Here is a 21,806-nt window from a genome sequence, read left to right as displayed (position 1 = left end):
GTTCAGAAAATGGAAAAAGAGGTCAGGCAGCGTTACTGCGTCTCTCTTCGTCATCAGCTTTCGGGAGCACTGTTGCGACAATGCTCGCATCCAGCGCTTCATAGTCATAGTACCGTATGGTTTTGTAGAGTTCCTCGCGGGTTTGCATCTGCGGCAGCATGTCTTCCGTGCTGCCCCTCAGCGCAAGGGTGCGGTAGAGGTCGGACTGCGCTTTATTGGCGACACGCAGGGAACTCACCGGCCAGATCACCATACTGTATCCCATTGCCTGGAACTGGTTGGCCGTGAAAAATGGTGAGCGGCCAAATTCGGTCATATTGGCCAGCAAAGGCACATCAGGCAGGCGGCGGGCAAACTCGCGGAACATCTCTTCCGATGTCAGGGCTTCGGGGAAAATAGCATCTGCCCCGGCCTCTCTGTACAGTCTGGCACGGGCAACAGCCCCCTCCAGCCCTTCGGAGCCTGCGGCATCCGTGCGGGCAACCACAACCATCGTGCGGCGGGCCTTCACCGCGGCGGCAATTTTATGGGCCATATCCTCGGGTGCAACCAGCTTCTTGTCATTCAGGTGACCGCATTTTTTGGGCAGGATTTGATCTTCAATATGCACGGCTGCCGCCCCGGCATCCTCAAACGCCCGCACCATGTGCATGACATTCAAGGTCTCGCCATATCCCGTGTCTCCATCAACAAGCAGCGGCAGGCCGGACGCACGCGCTATCTGGCGAATGAAGAAACAGACATCCTCTATTGTTATGATGCCAAGGTCCGGCAGACCCATGCTGGCGGACATGGCCGCACCTGAGAGATAGAGCGCCTCAAACCCGGCATCTTTGGCCTGCAATGCCGCCTGTCCGTTATGGGCACCGGGAATTTTCATAATTCCCTTCTTTTCCAGAAGGGCGCGAAAGCGCATGCCTGCTGGAACCACCGGCACATCATGCCCTGAAAGATATGTCATGCTGCATTCTCCAGCCCGTCACGCTCACGCAGTGGAACAAACGGACGATTATCCGGGCCTGTATAGTTGGCGGAAGGACGGATGATTTTTCCATCTTCACGCTGTTCGATGATATGTGCGCACCACCCGGTTACACGAGAGATCACGAACAGGGGCGTGAACATGGCTGTCGGGACACCCATCGCCTGGTAGGAAACGGCACTGAACCAGTCGAGATTGGGGAACATGCTCTTTTTTTCTGCCATGATGCGCTCGATACGCTCGGCAACATGGTAAAGCCGCATGGTGCCATTATGGCGTGACAGCCGATGCGCCGTCTCCTTGATGATCTCGTTCCGCGGGTCCGCAATGGTATAGACAGGGTGGCCGAACCCGATGATAACCTCCCGGTTTTCAAGGCGGCTGCAAATATCGGCCTCTGCCTCATCCGGCGTGTGGTAACGCTGCTGGATATCGAGAGCGACCTCATTGGCCCCCCCATGTTTGGGGCCGCGCAAGGCCCCTATCGCGCCACCAACGGCGGAATAGACATCCGACCCCGTGCCAGCGACAACACGGGCCGTAAACGTCGATGCGTTGAATTCATGCTCGGCGTACAGAATGAGAGAGGTGTGCATGGCTCGCACCCACGCATCCGGTGGGGCTGTTCCATGCAGAAGGTGCAGAAAATGCGCCCCAACCGTCTCGTCCTGCGTGAAGGTCTCTATCCTGCGGCCATGCGTGGAGAAATGGTACCAGTAAAGCAGCATGGAGCCGAGAGAGGCCACGAGCCTGTCCGCAATCTCCCGCGTGCCTGCAACAGGGCAGTCACTCCGTTCGGGCAGCGCGCAGCCCAGTAAGGATACAGCCGTGCGCATGACATCCATCGGGTGGGTTGCCGCTGGCAGGCATTCCAGCCCCTTCTTCACCAGCGCCGGAATTTCCCGCAGCCGCACCAGATGCTGCCTGTAGGCGCTCAGTTCATGAGAGTTCGGCAGATAACCGTGAATCAGAAGATGCGCGACTTCTTCAAACGTACAGTTTCTGGCAAGATCCTTGATATCGTAGCCGCGATAATGCAGGTCATTGCCGCTATGGCCGACTGTGCTCAGGGCTGTATTGCCTGCAACCGTTCCTGACAGGGCCACAGATTTCTTGGGTTTTCTGTGCAGGTGTGTTGTCATCGTTCTTATCCTGTTCCGTAAAAACTATGGATGACGAAGGGCCTTAAGAAGCCAGAATGGCGGATGGCTTCACACTTTCATTTTCCGGTCTGACCTGCCCGAAATTGAAGATGCCTTCAGCCTTGTTCTGAAGCAGGCTGGGTGCCGGGAGACGGATTTCCAGAGAGTGGAGCTCCCCCGCCTTCAAGGCTGGCAAACGCTGCACCACTTCAAGAAAGCGGGTGACTTCTTCCTTCGGCACGATGCCATCGGCCAGAGTGCGAAATTTGCGAATATAGTCCACACGCTGCCACGGCGTTGCCCCCAGCGTGTGGGCATTGGCTACAGCCAGTTCATCCTCCAGCACCGAACCATCCTTCATCCGGATGATAATGCGCCCGCCAAAGGCTTTACGATCCGGGTTGGAATCATGGTACCGTTCGGTCCATTCCGGTTTTTCCACCGTGCGGATTTTACGCCACAGCCGCACGGTATCTTCCCGCCGCGCCCGCTCCGGAGCGTAAGACCGTTCATGGTGCCATGCGCCATCCTGCAGGGCTACGGCCACGATATACATGATGGAATGATCCAGCGTCTCACGCGAGGCATGTGGGTCAAACTTCTGCGGGTCGTTCGAGCCTGTGCCAATCACGTAATGCGTATGGTGGCTGGTTTCGATCAGAATGTCTTCCACCGCATCCCAGTCCGGGATTTTCCGGCCCATTTTAAAGGCCAGATCAATCAGGGCCTGACTCTGATACTCCGCTGAATGCTCCTTGGTGAAGGAGGAAAGAATGGCACGCTTTGCCTCTCCCTGTGCGGGCAGCGGCACTTTGTAAATTGCGTCTTTCCCCCCCAGCATCCAGGCTATGACGCCATCTTCGCCTTCATAGATCGGAGCCGGTGCGGTTTCGCCCATCATGGCGCGGTCAACCGCTTCAATAGCCATTTTTCCGGCGTGAGCAGGGGCGTAGGCTTTCCAGGAGGAAATCTCGCCCTTGCGGCTCTGCCGCGTGGCTGTGGTGACATGCAACGCCTGCCCTATGGCCTGATAGATGACCGTGGCCGGCAAACGCAGCAGGGTGCCAATACCCGCTGCGACTGACGGCCCGAGATGCGCCACATGATCAATCTTGTGCTTGTGGAGGCAGATGGAGCGGGCCAGATCAATCTGGATTTCATAGCCCGTTGCCGCACCCCGTATGAAATCCGCCCCACTCCGGTGGCATTGCTGTGCTACGGCCAGAATGCCGGGCAGATTATCACCGGGGTGTGAATATTCCGCAGCCAGGAATGTGTCATGATAGTCCAGTTCGCGCACGGCTGTTCCGTTGGCCCACGCGGCCCATTCCGCATGCACCCGAACATCCGGGCCCATGCCATACAGCGTGGCACCATTGTCCCGCCTGTGCGCCAGTGCTTCCGCCCGCGCACTCATCACGGAGTGACGATTGACAGAGGCTACCGCAACGGATGCATTATCAATGAGCCGGTTGACAACCATTTCTGTCACGGCAGAGTCAACAGGCACGGGATCGGCCGCAACCTGTGCAATCTTCCATGCGAGTTGCTCGGAACGGGGCAGACGCGCTGTTTCCGGGTGAACACGGACATCATGGTATTGCATATTTTAATTCCTGATCTTGCTAAGAAGCTGCAAGCAGTCTGACAAACAAAACCAAAAATCAGGAGAGGGATAAGAGTGGAAAGAAGCGAAGGAATTTTGCAAATTTGCGAAGTTTGCAAAGTTTTGCCATGCCGGTAAGTCGCTCCAAGCTCTTTGCCGGGCAGCGCCTGCGGGAATTGCGCAAGCGCGATGACCTGACCCAACAGGCTCTCGCATTGCGGCTGGGCATCTCGCCCAGTTACCTCAACCAGCTTGAGCGCAACCACCGCCCCCTGCCCGACCGCCTGCTGCACCTTATCTGTGAGCATTACGGCCTGACGCCTGCGTGGTTTAATGATACGCGCGAAGCCCACAGGGTTCAGGCCCTGCGCGAAACCATGGCAGATCCGGTGTTCAAGGATGGCCCGCTGACACTGGCACATATGGCCGATGCAGCGCGGCAGTCTCCCGCATTATGCGATGCGTTTCTCACCCTGTATCGGGCCTATACGTTCGAGCAGCAGCGCGCACCGTTCAGCCCGCCGGACGGCTCTCCGCTGGAGCCTTACGATGTTGTGGGGAACTGGGTTCAGGAAAAAAACAATTATTTTCATGAACTTGATTGCGCAGCCGAGGCTTTTTACGAAAAACTTCCCGAACACAAGGATGGGCTGGAACCTGCCTTGACAGCCTTCCTTCTGGAACAGCACGGATTAGCCATAACGCATGATCTGGAAATGGAACAGCAAGGACTTGTCTGGCGCATTGACAAGCAACGCAACGCGATTGTGCTGCCTTACAACCAACCGCAGGAAAGCCGCCTGTTCTACCTTGCCCAGATTATCGGGCAGCTTAATTACGACAAGCTCATGACCAGAATTCTGAAACGTTCAGCACCAAAAGACAAAAATTCGTTTCAGCTTGCCCGGGTTTATCTGGGTAATTACTTCGCCGGAGCCCTTCTGCTGCCGTATGAAAGGGTTTTAAAGACAGCTCAGACCACGCGCTATGATGTGGAATGCATCCGCCGCCATTTCGGTGTGAGTTTTGAGCAGGTCAGCCACCGGTTAAGCACGTTGCAGCGCCCCGGTTCCGAAGGAATCCCCTTTTATTTCCTGAAACTTGATATTGCCGGAAATATTCTGAAAAGTTTCTCCGCCAACCGTTTTTCACAGGCGCGCTTTGGCGGCCCCTGCCCGCTCTGGAATATTTTCCGCGCATTTGCAACGCCCGGGCAGGTTCAGGTGCAGCTTTCGCAAACAACAGATGAGACGATTTACCTGAATGTTGCCCGCACAGTCTCACATGAAGGCCGCACTTATACGGATAGACCGCGCCAGAGCGCCATTGTGCTGGGGTGCCACATCAAAGATGCGGCCCAGACGGTCTATGCTGACGGCCTGAACCTGAGTGACCATAGTCTTGTTATTCCGATTGGTCCCGGGTGTCGGGCCTGTAGCCGTGATAACTGTAGTCACCGCTCCCTTCCTCTTTCAGGCAGACTGCTGGACACGGGGAGTGATGCGCGCGGTGTTGTGCCGTATCGCGCCTATCCGGAGTAACACGCACCAGCACATGGCGATGCGGGCGGTATTTCAGATAAGTCCGTCCCGGTCCGCGCGCCCGTGATCCATAATCACATCCCGAATAGCCACGAGTGCCCGGGCAAGATCGTCCCGCTCCTCCGGCCCTCCCAGGCAAAGCCTCAGGCCTGTATCAGCCTGCATGGACACCGAGGAGGCATCTGGCGGCATGATTTCAACCCCGACGCGCAGCAGCCGTGCCGTCACCCGTTCAGCATCCAGCGCCGATGGCATGGGCAGCCAGGCATGGGGGGAATGCGTGGCACCGGCTGGGGCAATAAGGTCCCCCAGCTCAGCCTGAGCCATATCCCACCGCACCTTGGATTCAGCTTGAACAGCGTGCCCAATGTCATCAATCCGGCCATCCGCCACCCACTGGCTGAACACCAGCCCGCCCAGCGCAGGCGGACAATACCCCAGTGCGCGAATGCCCCGCATCAGCCGCTCTTGTGGCATGTCCGGCGGAAGCGCCAGAAACGCCAGACGAAGCCCCGGGCAAATGCCCTTGGAAAGGCTGGCAAGATAAAGCGTCCGCTCTGGGGCGTAAGACACAATCTGCCGCGGGCGGCTGGAATACGCATAATAGGCATCGTCTTCCAGAATGAGCATGTCACGCGCCCGCGCAACAGCCGCGATCTCCTGCCGGCGCTGCTCCGACATTGTTCGTGTCGTGGGGTTGTGCAGCGTTGGCAGGGTGAAGAGCAGACGGCTTCCGGTCTCGGCGGCGGCGCGATCAACAGCCTCTGGCAACACGCCGTTTTCATCCATCGGCAAACCACGCAGCTTCAGGCCGAGATGCTCGGCTGCCATTCGTGCACCGTAAAAGGTGGAGGATTCACAAAGGATGGTATCGCCGGGCGCGCAGAACGACGAGAGCGCCAGTGCAATGCCGTGCTGGCCGCCGTTGCACTGGATGATGTTGCCTACGTCAAACTCCAGCCCGTAATGGCGGGCAAGCCATTGCGCGCCTGCCGCCCGCACATGCGGCAGCCCAGCCCCCTGAATGTAGTGCACGGCTGGCTCCAGCACCCCACGCGCCACCAATGTGGTCAATGCGGTATTCAGATTGTTCATCAAGGGCACAGAGGGGGGCGTGTTGCACCGCAAGTCGAACCGCGGCTCGATCGGCCCGCTTCTGGCGCGCACCATCGGCGCTCCCTGTTCGAGTGCCATGACATCCGGCATGGCTGGCAACGCATCCCGCACGAAAGACCCGCGCCCGACATGCGCACGCAACAGGCCTCGGCGCTCTGCCTCGGCATAGGCGCGTGTCACGCTCCCCACACTGATCCCGAGCCTGAAGGCCAGATCACGCTGAGGAGGCAGCTTTGTTCCCGGTGGGAGTTCGCCGGTCTGGATATCCGACGCCATGGCCAGAACAAGCCGCTCATAGATGGGCAACGGGCTTGAGTGCAGTTCAGGTTGCCACATAACCGTCTCCGAGCGTGCAATTGGAATAGGACAATATAATGATTGAACTCTTTATTGGACCTGTCAATTTATAACAATCGAATCGATTCGTCTCTATTGTACTATAACAATAAGGATCGTCTTATGTCACATCCCGTCAAATACAGTGCGGTTTTGCAGCATGAAGGCCGCCTGTCCAGCCAGATCCGGGAAATGGCGGAAGTCCTGCTGCTTATTTGTGCTCTCGTAGGGGGGCTGATGGCTCTCATGGCCATTCATCACCCCGCCTTGGCACAGGAAGCCGAAGAAAGCCCTGAGCCCGTCCCTGTCTCATATGTTCATCAGGATCTGACAGACCCTGCCCGGGCGCGGCGCCTGCTGGTGAGGATCGACCGGGCTGCGCTGAAAGCCTGCGGGGACATGAATGGCCTGTCCATCCCGACACAGGAACTGATCAAACACTCGGACTGCCACCGCGAAAGTTTTGCCCGGACGGTAGCCGCCCTGCATAGCCCGACATTGAGCCAGCAGGCCAATGCCCTCGACCCCTGGGTTGGCCCGAAATCATAGGTTCCATGCGTATAAAACTGTTCTTCCTGCAGGTGGACACCTGTGCCACCTCCCTTTTGGGGCACCCTCTTGCCGTAATTGCAGGAGCAGACGGGCCTTGGGATGCACAAATGGCGCAGGTCACAAACTGAACCAACTGCAGCAAGACAATGTGTTTCCCGACCCGGTTCATCCCTGCGTGTGCGGGAACGCCCTGTATTCAAGGGGGCCACCCGGCTCCCGACCGGTGCATCCCCGCATGTGCGGGGAACACGGAGAAGATTGGGCAGGACGTGAGGGAGTTTGCGGTTCATCCCCGCATGTGCGGGGAACACTCCGGCAGCCGGAGCGTCAGGCCGCCGGGCAGCGGTTCATCCCCGCATGTGCGGGGAACACAAATAAGAAATGGCACTCGTTAAAACTGCGGACGGTTCATCCCCGCATGTGCGGGGAACGCTTTCAGTTAAGCCTGAACGAGCTGGAAGGGGCGGGTTCATCCCCGCATGTGCGGGGAACGCCAACTGTCCCGGCGGGTTCAGTAGCAACGCTGCGGTTCATCCCCGCATGTGCGGGGAACGCTCCGTCTCGCCCGTCACGGTGCCGGTCGCCGTCGGTTCATCCCCGCATGTGCGGGGAACGCCCGAAGATTGACAAATGAGCGCGCTTATTTGGCGGTTCATCCCCGCATGTGCGGGGAACGCCCACCGCGATACTGGCAGACCGCCCGCGCAACCGGTTCATCCCCGCATGTGCGGGGAACGCCCAGCACCGTCACAGGTTCCCCCTGATCCGGCCGGTTCATCCCCGCATGTGCGGGGAACGCACCCCTGCCCTCGCCTGCCAGATTGCTCCGGCCGGTTCATCCCCGCATGTGCGGGGAACGCTGATAGGCGGGCAAAATCATGTCTTTCCTCACCGGTTCATCCCCGCATGTGCGGGGAACGCATAGCGAAACTCTGAAATAGCCATAGAACGTGCGGTTCATCCCCGCATGTGCGGGGAACGCGTCGGAACCTCACCGGGAAGGGAACCGTTCCCCGGTTCATCCCCGCATGTGCGGGGAACGCCCAGGCCATAACGCCTAGCCCTACATCATGGGCGGTTCATCCCCGCATGTGCGGGGAACGCGCAATCAGCATGGACAAGACCGAGCAGGAAATCGGTTCATCCCCGCATGTGCGGGGAACGCTGGGTTAGGCTCGGTAACGGTGTCCTGTATTCCGGTTCATCCCCGCATGTGCGGGGAACGCTGGGAAAGAAACAATCAGATGATAGACGTTCTCGGTTCATCCCCGCATGTGCGGGGAACGCCATGCTCCTATTACGGTCGTAAGGACATGCGCCGGTTCATCCCCGCATGTGCGGGGAACGCCGCCGGACTTTTTTAAGAAAAACGGTTTTTTGCGGTTCATCCCCGCATGTGCGGGGAACGCGCAGTAAGGGCAGCAGAAAGCACCTGCTCAGCCGGTTCATCCCCGCATGTGCGGGGAACGCTTCACCAGCTCCGGCCGCATCTGCGCCAGCCGCGGTTCATCCCCGCATGTGCGGGGAACGCTTATGGTTCACCGTAAACGCCTAGTAAAGCAGCGGTTCATCCCCGCATGTGCGGGGAACGCCTCTCCGTAATACTCAGCAATCATGTTGTTAGCGGTTCATCCCCGCATGTGCGGGGAACGCGGTAATTGCAAACACCGGGAAAATTCGGACGGCGGTTCATCCCCGCATGTGCGGGGAACGCTAAAGCGGTTTGAGAATGGCGAGACGTTATGCCGGTTCATCCCCGCATGTGCGGGGAACGCTTCCGTGGCCTCTGGTGGGATGCCTGCCATATCGGTTCATCCCCGCATGTGCGGGGAACGCCTGTGGGTGGCCGTGGATTCATATCGCGCTGGCGGTTCATCCCCGCATGTGCGGGGAACGCTTGGTGGCGATACGCTAACCCTGAACTGTACCCGGTTCATCCCCGCATGTGCGGGGAACGCTTATTTTTAACCCATGTTACCAAGGATTTTGGCGGTTCATCCCCGCATGTGCGGGGAACGCAGGAGCACGCAAAGGAGACAGCAGTCCGAGGTCGGTTCATCCCCGCATGTGCGGGGAACGCTTACCAAGACCTGTTTTCTCGCGTAGCTACGGCGGTTCATCCCCGCATGTGCGGGGAACGCTATTTGTGACGCCGGTTGGAAATCTAGTGATGCGGTTCATCCCCGCATGTGCGGGGAACGCCTGCGCACTGGTCAGGATGCTGTCAAACGCTGCGGTTCATCCCCGCATGTGCGGGGAACGCCTCATCCGCTTATTAACAGCCCGTTTCAGCAGCGGTTCATCCCCGCATGTGCGGGGAACGCTTGCATTACAAAAAGCCGATACGGTGAAACGGCGGTTCATCCCCGCATGTGCGGGGAACGCCGCCAGAGGATGCAAGAAACCCGTTCTCATGCCGGTTCATCCCCGCATGTGCGGGGAACGCCTCCCTCTCGTTTTGGTGCGCCGTCTAGTGACCGGTTCATCCCCGCATGTGCGGGGAACGCACTCCAAAACCCATACGCAACTGCGCCAAGAACGGTTCATCCCCGCATGTGCGGGGAACGCCCGCCAGCGGAACCGGGGACGCCATTGTCTAACGGTTCATCCCCGCATGTGCGGGGAACGCTAAGTCAGAATTAACGAGTAAGCGTTTCCCTGCGGTTCATCCCCGCATGTGCGGGGAACGCAGCGAGGACGAACTTCGCGCCGATACCTACACCGGTTCATCCCCGCATGTGCGGGGAACGCAATTTACCATCTGCAATATCCACAGCATGTTCCGGTTCATCCCCGCATGTGCGGGGAACGCTAAGATGGGATTCTAATAACGCTAATGTTTGCCGGTTCATCCCCGCATGTGCGGGGAACGCGTATATCTATTTTCAGAGAGGCAATCAAGCCTCGGTTCATCCCCGCATGTGCGGGGAACGCTTCGACACCTAGAGTGTTCAACAATAGACGAACGGTTCATCCCCGCATGTGCGGGGAACGCTCTTTTACGAAAACGACCCGATCCCCAGTATCCGGTTCATCCCCGCATGTGCGGGGAACGCTCGGAGCGGCGCAGCTTGTATATAAAGCGCACCGGTTCATCCCCGCATGTGCGGGGAACGCTTGCATGAAGCGCCATTACGGCTAACAGCAACCGGTTCATCCCCGCATGTGCGGGGAACGCTATTCCGTTCGCAAGCAGCGTAAAATGAAGCCCGGTTCATCCCCGCATGTGCGGGGAACGCATGTAATCAGCTAAATCAGGCGTAATTGTCAACGGTTCATCCCCGCATGTGCGGGGAACGCTATGGGATCAGCACCACAAACTGATCCTCAGCCGGTTCATCCCCGCATGTGCGGGGAACGCGAAATCAGACCGGCAGCAGCATTAGCGGCAACCGGTTCATCCCCGCATGTGCGGGGAACGCACCCACAGTTTATCCCTGACGTTATGCGTTTCCGGTTCATCCCCGCATGTGCGGGGAACGCGCTTTTAGAAAGTTACGGCGGGTATTATTTACCGGTTCATCCCCGCATGTGCGGGGAACGCTTACATCTGGATGGCTGTGAAGGGGTGGGTAGCGGTTCATCCCCGCATGTGCGGGGAACGCTTGTTGTGGAAATGCCCTGTGTGAGCGTATGACGGTTCATCCCCGCATGTGCGGGGAACGCTCCTGCCGGGCGTGCAGATAAGGATTATCTGCCGGTTCATCCCCGCATGTGCGGGGAACGCCCGGGACAGACTTGCGCCCCTTTAGCAAATGGCGGTTCATCCCCGCATGTGCGGGGAACGCCGCGGTCTGATCCGTGCGGATGAAAACCAAATCGGTTCATCCCCGCATGTGCGGGGAACGCTATCTGGACGATAAACGGGTCTATAGCTAGTCCGGTTCATCCCCGCATGTGCGGGGAACGCAGTTCAGAGGGCAGAAAGGCTTTTACGGTCAGCGGTTCATCCCCGCATGTGCGGGGAACGCATAGGTTCGCGGTGGTGCCCAAAGATAACGACCGGTTCATCCCCGCATGTGCGGGGAACGCATCATGTTCGTGGCCGCGCCCGCAGCGCCCATCGGTTCATCCCCGCATGTGCGGGGAACGCGCCTGCGGCTCCCGCTCCTGCTGCGCCTGCGGCGGTTCATCCCCGCATGTGCGGGGAACGCTCTGGCGTATCCGTATTTCATGGCGTTTCGTCCGGTTCATCCCCGCATGTGCGGGGAACGCTCCCCTACGTTCTGGTCGGTAAGCCCGAGAGACGGTTCATCCCCGCATGTGCGGGGAACGCTCGGGGCCGAGTATCTGCTGCGCCCGAGACGACGGTTCATCCCCGCATGTGCGGGGAACGCATACCCCAGAAAATCCATTACGTCGCCAGCGTCGGTTCATCCCCGCATGTGCGGGGAACGCCAGCCGAAAGCCAATCCCTGCCAGATCGCGGCCGGTTCATCCCCGCATGTGCGGGGAACGCGGCTCGACAGCCAGAACCCGAGCGTCAATGGCCGGTTCATCCCCGCATGTGCGGGGAACGCTCATTCGCCTTTCCACGATCAGGCAGAGAAGGCGGTTCATCCCCGCATGTGCGGGGAACGCGCGCTCACGGACAAGATGGGCGAAGAGTGCATCGGTTCATCCCCGCATGTGCGGGGAACGCGGATTACTAATGGCTGACCAGTATCCCGAGGACGGTTCATCCCCGCATGTGCGGGGAACGCCCAAGGTCAAGATCAGAGCCAATGCTGTCAGACGGTTCATCCCCGCATGTGCGGGGAACGCTGACAAGGGCAGGGTTTACATAGGACATGATTCGGTTCATCCCCGCATGTGCGGGGAACGCAACGGCACTTCGGCCCGTTGCCCGCGATACTGCGGTTCATCCCCGCATGTGCGGGGAACGCGGTTAGAGCAAGTTCCTCGTCACTCTCCTGCCCGGTTCATCCCCGCATGTGCGGGGAACGCTTTTGCAAAAACCTTCCGCCGGTATCCATATCCGGTTCATCCCCGCATGTGCGGGGAACGCGCTCGCGGTGCGGCGCTACTGCTCCCCCTCTCCGGTTCATCCCCGCATGTGCGGGGAACGCCACCGGGCAATGACGCACCCGGCAGAACTGCGCGGTTCATCCCCGCATGTGCGGGGAACGCGCCTTCTGAATGGCCTCTGTGCCGTCCTCTCCCGGTTCATCCCCGCATGTGCGGGGAACGCTCTTCGTGGAACGCATTGATTTCAAATCATTATTTGACTGTCAAAGAATCTACCAATCTCTAGAGGTGTTATTTACCCTCTTCCGCGCCGGCGCGGAAGCGTCATTGCCGCCGGGCCGGGTTGTGTGGGGAGAGCCGCTTCAGGGCCGAACGCTACAAGGCGCAGGCCATCAAGATCCACAGGAACACGGCGGTTCTTCCCGCAGGTATCAAATTCAAACCCGGCATCATTGGGGGCTGCCCATGCAATAACCGCATTGCCGTCTTCAATATACGCGCAAACCTGCCCCCATATCATCTCACGCACACGCCGCCCGTACTGGCCGATATAAACCCCGGCACGAACCTCAAGCAGCCATACGGCCAGTCGCCCACGCAAACGCGGCGGAGCACATTCAACCACGATGACCAGCATCACCCAGCCCTTTCGGATCTGCAAACGCAATGGGCATTGCTTCTTTCTGCGCAGGGGGCGGTTCTAACCCGCCTGCCGCCAAGACCTCCTCAATCATGGGAATGAGCCGCCCCAGAATATTTGTCTTGCGGAACTGGTCCCGGCACCGATGCCGCACAGCCGCTACCGGGTCCGTCACCCTCTGGCCGTCCAGCGGGCGGTCCCTCTGCACTGCCGCAGCCACACGAAATGCTTCAGGCACCACACCTTCAAATTTTACAATATCAGCAATATCGTAAACAAAACTCTGCGGTTTACCGGTGTGCAGAAAACCTATTGCCGGTGCATACCCCGCGGCCAGAATGGCGGCCTCCGTGATGCCGTAAAGTGCCGCTGTCGCGGCGGAAAGGCAGCGATTAACCACATTCGCTGTATCCCATTCATGCGGATCGTATCGGCGGCCATCCCAGTCGGTACCGTAAGAACTGGCCAGCAGGCGATATGTCTCGCGCACACGTGCCCCTTCTATGCCGCGAAGCTGGTCCACAGACCGCTTTTCCGGAGCATCTTCCCCAAACCTCAGCGCATACATCTTGCGCACGACATTCAGGCGCGCCGTATCATCAAGCGCAAGCCGCGCCTGAAAAAGCAGCCTGTCCGCCCGCGCGCCGCCCGGTTGACCCGACGCGTACAGACGCACTCCCGCCTCCCCCACCCAGATCAGCAAGGTGCCAGCACGTGCGGCCAGGGCCGCCGCTGCGTGGCTGACGCGTGTACCGGGTTCCAGCATGAGGCACGCAATCCCACCTATAGGGATATGCGTGCGCACACCGTTCTGGTCGAGCAGAACAAACGCACCATCCAGCACATCAAGCTGGCCCATTGCCACGAACAGAATTGAGGAACGCTCTTTCAACGGTATAGGCCGGGGCGGTGGCAGCCCCGGCATCGGGCGGGACATGATTTATCCTTTCAGTGGGCTGGACGGATAAGCATCAACCCACACCCAAAGGCACGCGCGCGCCCAAACCCCTGCATGAGAACCGGCGTAAAAAGGGCAGGATCTGTCACACGCAGCACACCCGTGGCATCCACCACACCGAAGGTTGCCTTCCCCTGCCCGCGCGCACGCGGAATACGCAACACGTCACACCCCTCAATGCCCAGAGCCCCCGCGTCCAGTTCAAAACCGGCGCGTTGGCCCTGCCGTTCCAGCCATGCTGTCATGGCGGTAAGCACCACCCCATCACGCACAGCAGCCCGATCATCCGATGGAATTTTGTGCAAGGCATCCATCACAACATCATGCCGTTGGCTGCGCACACGCCCCGGCGTCTTCCGGTCAACCGTCGCGTTGGCGCGCAAAAGGAAGCGTAGCCGGCTCCCCTCTTTCAGGCGCGGTGCAAATTCCCGACTTTCGATGTCAAACAGCCCGTGGCTGTCAGCAGGTTCCCTGTGAGAGAGCACCATGAAATGCCCCGGCTCTGTTTGCCGCCACAGAAAATCACGTGCACGGTCAGGGTCGTCCCCAAACAGGGACCAGAGGAGATGATGCGCGGCAGCATATTGAAGCCCCTCCCCCTGCGGCACCAGAAGCCGGGCAATGGCCTGTACGGACGCATCACGCCGCAGGGCTATACGAGACAGAAAACCCGCACTCATGCTTCCGCTCCTTTCGCGCACAGAAGCAAGGCTTCCTCACGCAGCCCGAATTGCCACCGCGCGCGCGAAAGCGGCTGGTCGCGCCGCATTTCACGCCGCATAACGCTATGCCCCGCGCCATGCTCGGCCACATCTGCCGCATCCAGCACAACCAGCGTCTCCGTGCGCATGTCCCGCCCTGTTAACTGATCCCGAAACAGGCCGAAGCGTGCAGGCAAAGTGCCTTCCCGCCCACTCTTCTGGCGCGCCAGAAGAACGGCTGTCGCGCTCTCTCCCTCCACCAGATCCGGGTCAAGCGGAAGCCCGAGAGGGCAGGATTTGCGCCCCAGCGATGGCGTGAAAACAGGCTCCCGCATCGCCCCCTGTATCTCCTCAAGAGACCAGCGCGGTGCATCCCCCCTTATCCACAAAGCCCCCAGATACCAGCTTCCCGTCCGGTAATCCCGGCGTGAAAGGATTGTGGCCAGTTCACCCTGCGCCTCGGCCAGTTCCTGCGCGCGCGTTGCCGGGCGCCAGTTCCGCCGCGAAGGTGCTGTCTGGGCCGTATGATAATCCGTCAGCAGACGACCGTGCGCATGACACAGCACCGCAAGGCCATAGCCCTCAGCCAGAGCGCTCTGGTCTGCTTCATCTTCACGCGCAACGCCCAGACAGGCCCCCACCAGCCCCAGCACGGCAGAGCGTGCTGGCCGGTCCGCTCCGTCCCGTCGCTCACCAACAGCGAGGGTACCGAACGATGCCATAGGGGCGACCATGGCAAATGTCAGAAAATGCCCCATGCTGCTCAGGTCCGGCAGAAGGTGACAATATCAGCCAGCGTGGCACTCTTCTTGTCTCCCAGCGCCAGCTCACATGTCTCATCCGCACCGGCTCCGTAAACACGCGTCAGTTCTGCACGGAAGTCCTTAAGAGCTTTAATGGACTCTGCCATCAGATCTGCCCCACCCACGGGCCGCGCGAACGCACCCGCCAGCGTACGGGGCTGGGCGTTCCCCTTTTCCACCAGCGCATAGCCCGCACGAGCCAGAGCAGCGTAACTGTTCTGCTTGCCGGACGGGGAGACTGTCATCGCGGCTTCAGCCAGAGCGCCAAGAGCCGCTTCCGCCACGCCGGTTTCACTCTCGCCACCAAGGTTTTTCTTCAGAAGGTCACGATTGATGCTGAGATAGAGGTAAAATACGCCTGATCCGAAACCAGCCTCCCCAAGGAAGCCCGCACCGGCATCCTCTGCGTCATCCTTTAGATCATCAATGGCTGTATAATAATCATCCTCAACCGTAACCCGATGGGTGGTGATGGCATGGGCCACCTGCACCGCTGCTTCACGGTTGAAGGCGGGCGCACTGGCCAGCATGCGGCCGAACAGAGCAATATCTGCTGCAGAATCCGCACGATGCAGCAGCGCATCCTGCTCTTTTTTCAGGTCAATTTTTTCCCCTGCCGCCAGACGATCAGCAACCTCAAAGGCGGCCTCCCGTTCAGAGGGGGACACAAACACAAGCTGTTCGGTGCGGGTGGGATGCTCATCCTTCTCGCCCTTTACCTTGCCATAAACGCCTGCAATCTCGCGTGCGATGGAAACAGCTTTTTTCTCATCCACCTTGTTTTCAAGCAAATGCGCGAGAACCTCGCCCCCCAGGCGTGTCGTGCGCTGGCCCATATGGCCGTCCAGAGCTGATGAAAACACACCAGAGGTACGCCATGCCCGCTTGAGCGCCTGCGAGGAAATACGCAGCCGTGTCACGCCGCCTACCGTAGCGGTTTTGGGGTTACCCGAGTCATCACGGTTCACGTTGGAAGGCGGGTAGAACGTCAAAAGATGAAGCTGAAGAAAACGGCTCATTTCAATATTCCTTTTAAATCAAACAGTCGTATCGGAAACTGTGTCTGGAGAACCTGCATTCCAGTAATGGTAAACCCACTGCCGCCGGATCTTATCCCTCACCACATCATCACGGGCTTCTTCCCGCGGCCACGTCAGGAGCGCGCGCGCCAGATCGGCAATGTCCACACCGTTCCCGGCGAGAACCACAAGCCGCCGGAAAACACGCAGACACTCATCATAAGTCTCGGCATCCAGCACCCGGCGAAACCGGACAGGTTTACACAGAGCTGCGGCATCATCATGCGTATCAACAGGGCCAATCTGCCGCGCCACAGGCAGGCCCGGAGCGTTCCTGCGCACATGCGCCAGAACAGCCGCCACCAGTGCCAGACGGCACAGTTCGAAATCTCCCTTGCCACCACAGTTCCGTACAAGCGCCTGTGTTTCCGGTTCGAACAGAGCTTCTGTCACGCTTGCACAGCGCCGCAAGCGCGCCAGTGCACCACGGTTGCCCTGTTGCTTTTTATCCGGGTCAGGCTGCAAGCCCTGCCACCAGAGCACAATCTGGCGCACGCTTTCCTTATCATTGAGAGACATCAGGACACCTTCCCTGCTGTGCGTGATTTCTTTTTGACAAGCTGAGAAAGACCCAGACTCGACATAATCTTTTCTCCTTCTTTCCCCCCTCCTGATACGGCAGCCCCCAGCCGCCTGCGCGCCAGTGCGGAACGCCTGGCTTCTGTCATGCCCGTATCGGCTTCCAGAATGACAGTGCTATCAAACTCCCGCATTGCGGCCTGTGCGAGGGTGCGGAGCCATGATGCCTTGAATGTCTCATCATTGCTTTCATCTTCAACACCCGAAGCTTTCTGCATCAGGGTGAAAAACGGCCCTTCTGTTTCTGCCCAGAAGCGCTCACGCACGTTGGAGAGCAGCGTTACATCGACAGAAACAGTGCCTTTCCCAAACAGGGCCTCACGCACACTCCCGCGCAGGATATCAGCAATCTGCGTTGCAACGCTTACGCAGAGGCACGCCAATGCGTTCAGATCCTTCTGGCGCTCCTCATTCTGAGCGCCGGGGAGCGGCATCTCGCTTTCCACAAAGCCGCGGGCTTTCATGTTATCCATATCAAATCCCGCCGCCAGCAGGCGGGGCTGTTGTGAAAGGCATGTATTCAGCGCGCGTGCCCCCCGCCAGTTGACAACACAGCTTGCCGGAAGCCTGTTCCCATCAGCACTTTCCACCACAACGCCGGTCCAGTGCCGATAGCCAATCCCCCCCGGCTGCGGATGAACGGCCAGCCATTCGGCTCCGTCCTTTTGCCGGTAGCGCGGTGTAAGGGGGTGAATGGTCCCGCCCGCTCCATACGGCATGCCAATCCAGTCGGCATATTTCGGGCCGTAGGGCCGCTGGCGCCATCCCGACACCAAGCGGTCATCCGGTTGCCCTGTCAGATCACAGGTACCCTCTTCAACAGTCTCAAAATCGAGGCGGATGCGCCTTGGCATACCCCACCAGCATTGCAGCGGGTGCGCGTTCTCTGTTGCCCGCACATCCGTTCCCTCTTTGCCCGACACCACCGTGGGGGCCATCCATGGGAAAACTGTTTTTATATCGCCCTCTTTTGCGGGGGGACCTTCAGGAACATTCGCCCAGACAATCTCCCACACGCTGGCCTCTTCCGAGGGGAGCACAAGAGTAGTCAGCGGACCACCACCGCGCAGGCCTGTCATATTCCCTGCGCCGCCACTTGGCGCCCAAGATTGCAGGGTGAACAGCGCCATTGCCGCAGCACCCCGCCCCAGACGCTCCACCTGCCCCCGATGGACAAAAAGATCGGCATTGCGTTTGACAGTGCTTTCCCCCGGTGCCTCAATCAGCAGCCGTTCGATAAGCTCCTGTCCGCTCTGAAGATCTTCAAAATCCTGAAGAAAACGTGGGCCGGGGCCATCCAGCCAGAATGCATCGGTAACAGCCGCAAAGGCTTCATCCAGCTTTTCGACAGAAGGCGGCGTATTCCACCCCTGCAACCACGCCCGGTTGCCTGTTGGCGGGCACGCTGTGGCCACAAGGCCGATCAGAAATTCAAAGGTGGCGACCCGAAAGTCCGCACGCGGCCAGGAAAATCCGATAATCGGATCGTCTTTCAATCCCTCTACAATCTGGGCGGGGCGAATGACGCTCCGTGCGCCGGATTTATGGAGGACTGGCAACCATGCGTCTGTAATGAGATTGAAAAATTCAGACGCCGTCATTTAATTAGACATCCTAATTTGAAATAATTATATAATATGGCCCTGCCTATCAGCTGCAATCTGACAGGCAGGGTTATTAGTCTTAGGGGACATAATTGCCCCTTATACTCTTCTCGCAAACGTGTATCGCACGTTACGCTCCTCCCTTTAATTTTCCTTCCCGCCACCTCAAGCTCGCTTGGGGTGGCTGTTTTTGTTTAAACCGATTCGCAAACCGAATCAACCTAATTAAGCCTACGGCTCAAGACTTCTTATTTTTTAAATCCCTGCTTACGCAGGGAACATAAACCGGCCTACGGCTCAAGACGGTTCATCCCGCCAAGGCGGGAACGATGAGCAGACCATACTGCTGATCATATCTGACCACAATATCTCGCCCCTGCTCGCTACAGCCCGCCCCTTCCCATCCCTCTCCTGCCTCTTCCAGAATCAACAGCAGATAAAGGTCTTCCGCCTCCCGCTCCCAGCGAGACCAGTCAGACCGGGCCGCAGCGACCGCAGCCTTCCGGTCTTCCGAGACAGGACACGCCGCAAGGGTATGACGCGCCACGGAAACCTCAGAAAGTGCCCAGGCGCGCTTCTTCTCATGTGGTGCCGCAAGCGTGCTGTCCTTCAACGCGGCCCAGGGCACAACCTCCCCGCCCCTCATGACACCGAGACGCACCGTAACAGACGGGCGCTCTTCAAGCCGTGTGGGTGTTCGTATGTCGCGCTCCCACAAAGCCCCCTCCGGAGCATATCCAGTGAGGTAATTCAGAACATTTCGGGCAGCAGCACCACGGGCCGCACGCCCTTTCCCTTCAACATCCCTGGCGGCACCCGTCAGGCCAGCCGGCACATCGGACGTCTCACCAGCTTCCTCAATTGTCTCACCAGCTTCCTCAATTAAGGTACGCACAGAGTCAGGGCTTCGTATGGCACCTGCGCGCTTCAAGGCTCTTGCAGTTCTCCATAAAAGGGCAGCATCACGATAAACAGCGGCGGTGCCAGGCAGAACCCGGCTGATCCATTTTGGATCTGGGTCTTCAACAGGATCAGGTGAGAAAAGGCAGATTTCATCACGCTCAACAGGCCGCTCATCCCGCTTATGGCGACGAAGCCTGCCAGCCCGCTGAATGATCAGATCCATGGGGGCGAGATCTGTGCAGAGCACATCAAAATCCAGATCCAGAGACTGTTCAATAACCTGACTGGCCACCAGCACTGCGGCCCGGTCTGGCGCTGTGCTGTCCTTTCCGAAGCGGGCAAGTACCGAACGCTCAATAGCCAGACGATCCACCATGGCAAAACGGGCATGAAAGACCATGGCCTCGATCCCTTTTTCCTTAAGGGCTTTTGCCGAGGCAATCACATCATCCACCGTATTGCGCACCCATGCGACCGCAGCCCCCTTGCATGCCGCACTCACGATTTCCGTCATAACAGACGCCTCGTCACAGACCTGCCTTACCGCAATGGTCCGTTCCAGCCCGGCCCGCGGAGCGCAGGGCAGTTCTTCCGCCCCTACCTGCCCCACAAGGGTCACAAGCGGATAGGCCGTGCTGGACAGCTCCGCAGGGTCTTCCTGACGCAAGCCTTCTCTGAAAGCCGCTGCGAGCTTCTGGCGTACAGCACGGGTCAACGTTGCGGAAAGAAGAATGGCAGAACCGCCCATGGCCGCATGAAAGCGCAGCAGGGCGGCCATTTCTTCCTGCATGTACGGATCATAAGCATGGCATTCATCCACCAGCAGCACCTTTCCGGCGAGCCCGGCCTGCCGCATGGTGGCAAACCGGACCGGCAGGACCGCCATCAACGCCTGATCAATCGTGCCGACACCCACCTGCGCGAGCAGTGCCCTGCGCGATTCACTCCCCAGCCACGCTGAACAGCACACTTCGGCGGCCTCAGCACGGTCCGTTTTCAAGGCTGCGCCCTCCAGAGCATCCTCAGGCGCCAGCACCGAGACAAAGCGCTCATCAAGCAAGGCACGCCCGTGCGCCAGCGCAAGAGAGGGGTGAGAGGAAGGCTGGAACAGGCTGCGGTACGCCATAGCCAGCCGATCAAACATGGCATTGGCTGTGGCCATGGTTGGCAGCGCAACAAACAGGCCGTTTGCCCGCCCCGCCGCCATCAACCGATGCGCCGCCACCAGTGCCGCTTCCGTCTTGCCTGAACCCGTCATGTCCTCAATAACAACCAGCGTCGGGCCGGTCGGTAGGGACGCGACTTCCATCAGAGCCTGAACAGGTGATGGCGTCCTGATATGCGGGAACAGATGCGCAATCCCCTGAAAGGGTGACGCGCTGACAGGAGCAAGCCCTGCACGCACGATGGCCGCCTGTGCATGCCGCAGCGCGTGATTCCAGAAATAACCGGAAGCATCTGCAACATCATCCGGCGAGACATATGGAAACCACTCCTGCCGGGAGCCGATCCAGTCCGCCTGTACCGTCAACCCGGCAAGCCGCCACTCCAGTTGCAGCAGAGCCTCAGCCGCAAGATAAGGCGGTATGGGTGGCGGCCGGAAAAGATCAAACAAAAGGCTGACAAGTTTACGGGCATATGGCGCGATCACCTTGATATCAGCTTTACGCGCTCTGTCTTCAATTGCGGAAACCGGTGCCCCATGGTGTCCGGCTATGGCGCGCCCTACTCGGCTCTTTTCGTCAGGCAGCCAGGAATTTCCTTCGGCATCCACTCCAAAAAGGGGAGCCAGTGCGTCCTGACAGACATGGTCCAGAAGAGCCAGACCATCGCTATCATGGCGTGATGACGTGGCTCTCTCCGGGTAAGCCCCCAACGCCTGTTCCGGCCAGCATTCCGGAACTTTGGCCTGAAACCCCGGCACCAGCTTGCCAATATCATGCAGCGCCACCAGCATTCCCAGTTGCCGATAATCCAGCCCCAGACGCTCACTGCCGGGCAACAGGATTGCCACCGCCGCCACGTCCAGCATGTGGGCAATAAGCGGGTGCATTAAAAAGCCGGTGTCTTGCGCCAGTTGCACAGGGCGTGCCTTGCCCCAGAAAAATCTCAAACCACCATCATCTGCAATGCCCGACATAGCCCGCCCCTCTTCCTGCCACCCAGCAAGACTGACATATTCACCAGCAACGTAACCAGTGGCATGGAAGGTGTCCGCCGCTAAAAAGGAAGATCAGCCGTGTGGGCTCATGTTTGGGGCTGACCTTACTTCCTTCTGAGGAAAGAGGCGCACAGG

At 59.1% G+C, this 21,806-nt stretch carries 14 protein-coding genes and 1 CRISPR repeat array; of the genes, 2 read left to right on the top strand and 12 right to left on the bottom strand.

The features are described 5' to 3' along the window. Positions 1–22 precede the first annotated feature (22 nt). The 3 genes from prpB to GOB82_RS07350 are packed head-to-tail and all read right to left on the bottom strand — an operon-like array spanning position 23 to position 3,730. Entirely contained in the window at positions 23–961 is a 939-nt protein-coding gene (gene prpB / locus GOB82_RS07360; RefSeq protein ID WP_166121662.1) for a methylisocitrate lyase, read from the bottom strand. Further along, entirely contained in the window at positions 958–2,124 is a 1,167-nt protein-coding gene (gene prpC / locus GOB82_RS07355; RefSeq protein WP_166121660.1) for a bifunctional 2-methylcitrate synthase/citrate synthase, read from the bottom strand. Before prpC ends, prpB begins: the two co-directional genes overlap by 4 nt. 43 nt (positions 2,125–2,167) lie before the next feature. Then, positions 2,168–3,730 (bottom strand): MmgE/PrpD family protein, encoded by a 1,563-nt coding sequence (locus tag GOB82_RS07350; protein WP_166121658.1) that lies wholly within the window; start codon positions 3,728–3,730, stop codon positions 2,168–2,170. 128 nt (positions 3,731–3,858) lie between these two features. On the opposite strand from GOB82_RS07350, the gene GOB82_RS07345 reads away from it, so the two are divergent. Continuing rightward, complete coding sequence (locus GOB82_RS07345) at positions 3,859–5,271, top strand: helix-turn-helix domain-containing protein (protein WP_166121656.1); 1,413 nt, start codon at positions 3,859–3,861, stop codon at positions 5,269–5,271. A 33-nt stretch (positions 5,272–5,304) separates the two neighbouring features. Here the strand turns inward: GOB82_RS07345 and GOB82_RS07340 are convergent, their stop codons facing one another. Then, entirely contained in the window at positions 5,305–6,723 is a 1,419-nt protein-coding gene (locus tag GOB82_RS07340; RefSeq protein ID WP_166121654.1) for an aminotransferase-like domain-containing protein, read from the bottom strand. Between the two features lie 123 nt (positions 6,724–6,846). Between GOB82_RS07340 and GOB82_RS07335 the strand changes: the two genes are divergently transcribed. Further along, entirely contained in the window at positions 6,847–7,272 is a 426-nt protein-coding gene (locus GOB82_RS07335; protein ID WP_166121652.1) for a UrcA family protein, read from the top strand. Between the two features lie 224 nt (positions 7,273–7,496). Next, positions 7,497–12,466: a CRISPR direct-repeat array (repeat unit 29 nt; unit sequence CGGTTCATCCCCGCATGTGCGGGGAACGC). Positions 12,467–12,538: 72 nt separating this feature from the next. Here the strand turns inward: GOB82_RS07335 and cas2e are convergent. The 8 genes from cas2e to cas3 all read right to left on the bottom strand — a co-directional run bounded on the left by cas2e (position 12,539) and on the right by cas3 (position 21,650). Beyond that, entirely contained in the window at positions 12,539–12,880 is a 342-nt protein-coding gene (gene cas2e, locus GOB82_RS07330; RefSeq protein WP_166121650.1) for a type I-E CRISPR-associated endoribonuclease Cas2e, read from the bottom strand. Further along, positions 12,861–13,820 (bottom strand): type I-E CRISPR-associated endonuclease Cas1e, encoded by a 960-nt coding sequence (gene cas1e, locus GOB82_RS07325; RefSeq protein WP_166121648.1) that lies wholly within the window; start codon positions 13,818–13,820, stop codon positions 12,861–12,863. Before cas1e ends, cas2e begins: the two co-directional genes overlap by 20 nt. An 11-nt stretch (positions 13,821–13,831) precedes the next feature. Further along, positions 13,832–14,521, bottom strand: coding sequence for a type I-E CRISPR-associated protein Cas6/Cse3/CasE (cas6e, locus tag GOB82_RS07320; protein ID WP_166121646.1), 690 nt, complete (start codon positions 14,519–14,521; stop codon positions 13,832–13,834). Then, complete coding sequence (gene cas5e, locus GOB82_RS07315) at positions 14,518–15,300, bottom strand: type I-E CRISPR-associated protein Cas5/CasD (RefSeq protein WP_166121643.1); 783 nt, start codon at positions 15,298–15,300, stop codon at positions 14,518–14,520. Before cas5e ends, cas6e begins: the two co-directional genes overlap by 4 nt. A 5-nt stretch (positions 15,301–15,305) precedes the next feature. Beyond that, a complete protein-coding gene (gene cas7e, locus GOB82_RS07310) occupies positions 15,306–16,364 on the bottom strand; it encodes a type I-E CRISPR-associated protein Cas7/Cse4/CasC (RefSeq protein WP_166121641.1) in 1,059 nt (352 codons plus the stop codon). 18 nt (positions 16,365–16,382) lie between these two features. Beyond that, on the bottom strand, positions 16,383–16,943 hold the full coding sequence (gene casB / locus GOB82_RS07305; RefSeq protein WP_166121639.1) for a type I-E CRISPR-associated protein Cse2/CasB: 561 nt from the start codon (positions 16,941–16,943) through the stop codon (positions 16,383–16,385). Further along, positions 16,943–18,604 (bottom strand): type I-E CRISPR-associated protein Cse1/CasA, encoded by a 1,662-nt coding sequence (gene casA, locus GOB82_RS07300; protein ID WP_166121637.1) that lies wholly within the window; start codon positions 18,602–18,604, stop codon positions 16,943–16,945. Before casA ends, casB begins: the two co-directional genes overlap by 1 nt. Before the next feature lie 310 nt (positions 18,605–18,914). Continuing rightward, the gene (cas3, locus tag GOB82_RS07295; protein WP_166121635.1) at positions 18,915–21,650 is read right to left on the bottom strand and encodes a CRISPR-associated helicase Cas3'; all 2,736 of its coding nucleotides are present in this window, start codon (positions 21,648–21,650) and stop codon (positions 18,915–18,917) included. Positions 21,651–21,806: the final 156 nt, after the last annotated feature.

The organism is Acetobacter farinalis (genome assembly GCF_011516935.1).
Classification (GTDB): domain Bacteria; phylum Pseudomonadota; class Alphaproteobacteria; order Acetobacterales; family Acetobacteraceae; genus Acetobacter; species Acetobacter farinalis.
The sequence above is the reverse complement of the archived record's forward strand: the minus strand, read 5'-3'. Positions and strand labels throughout refer to the sequence as shown.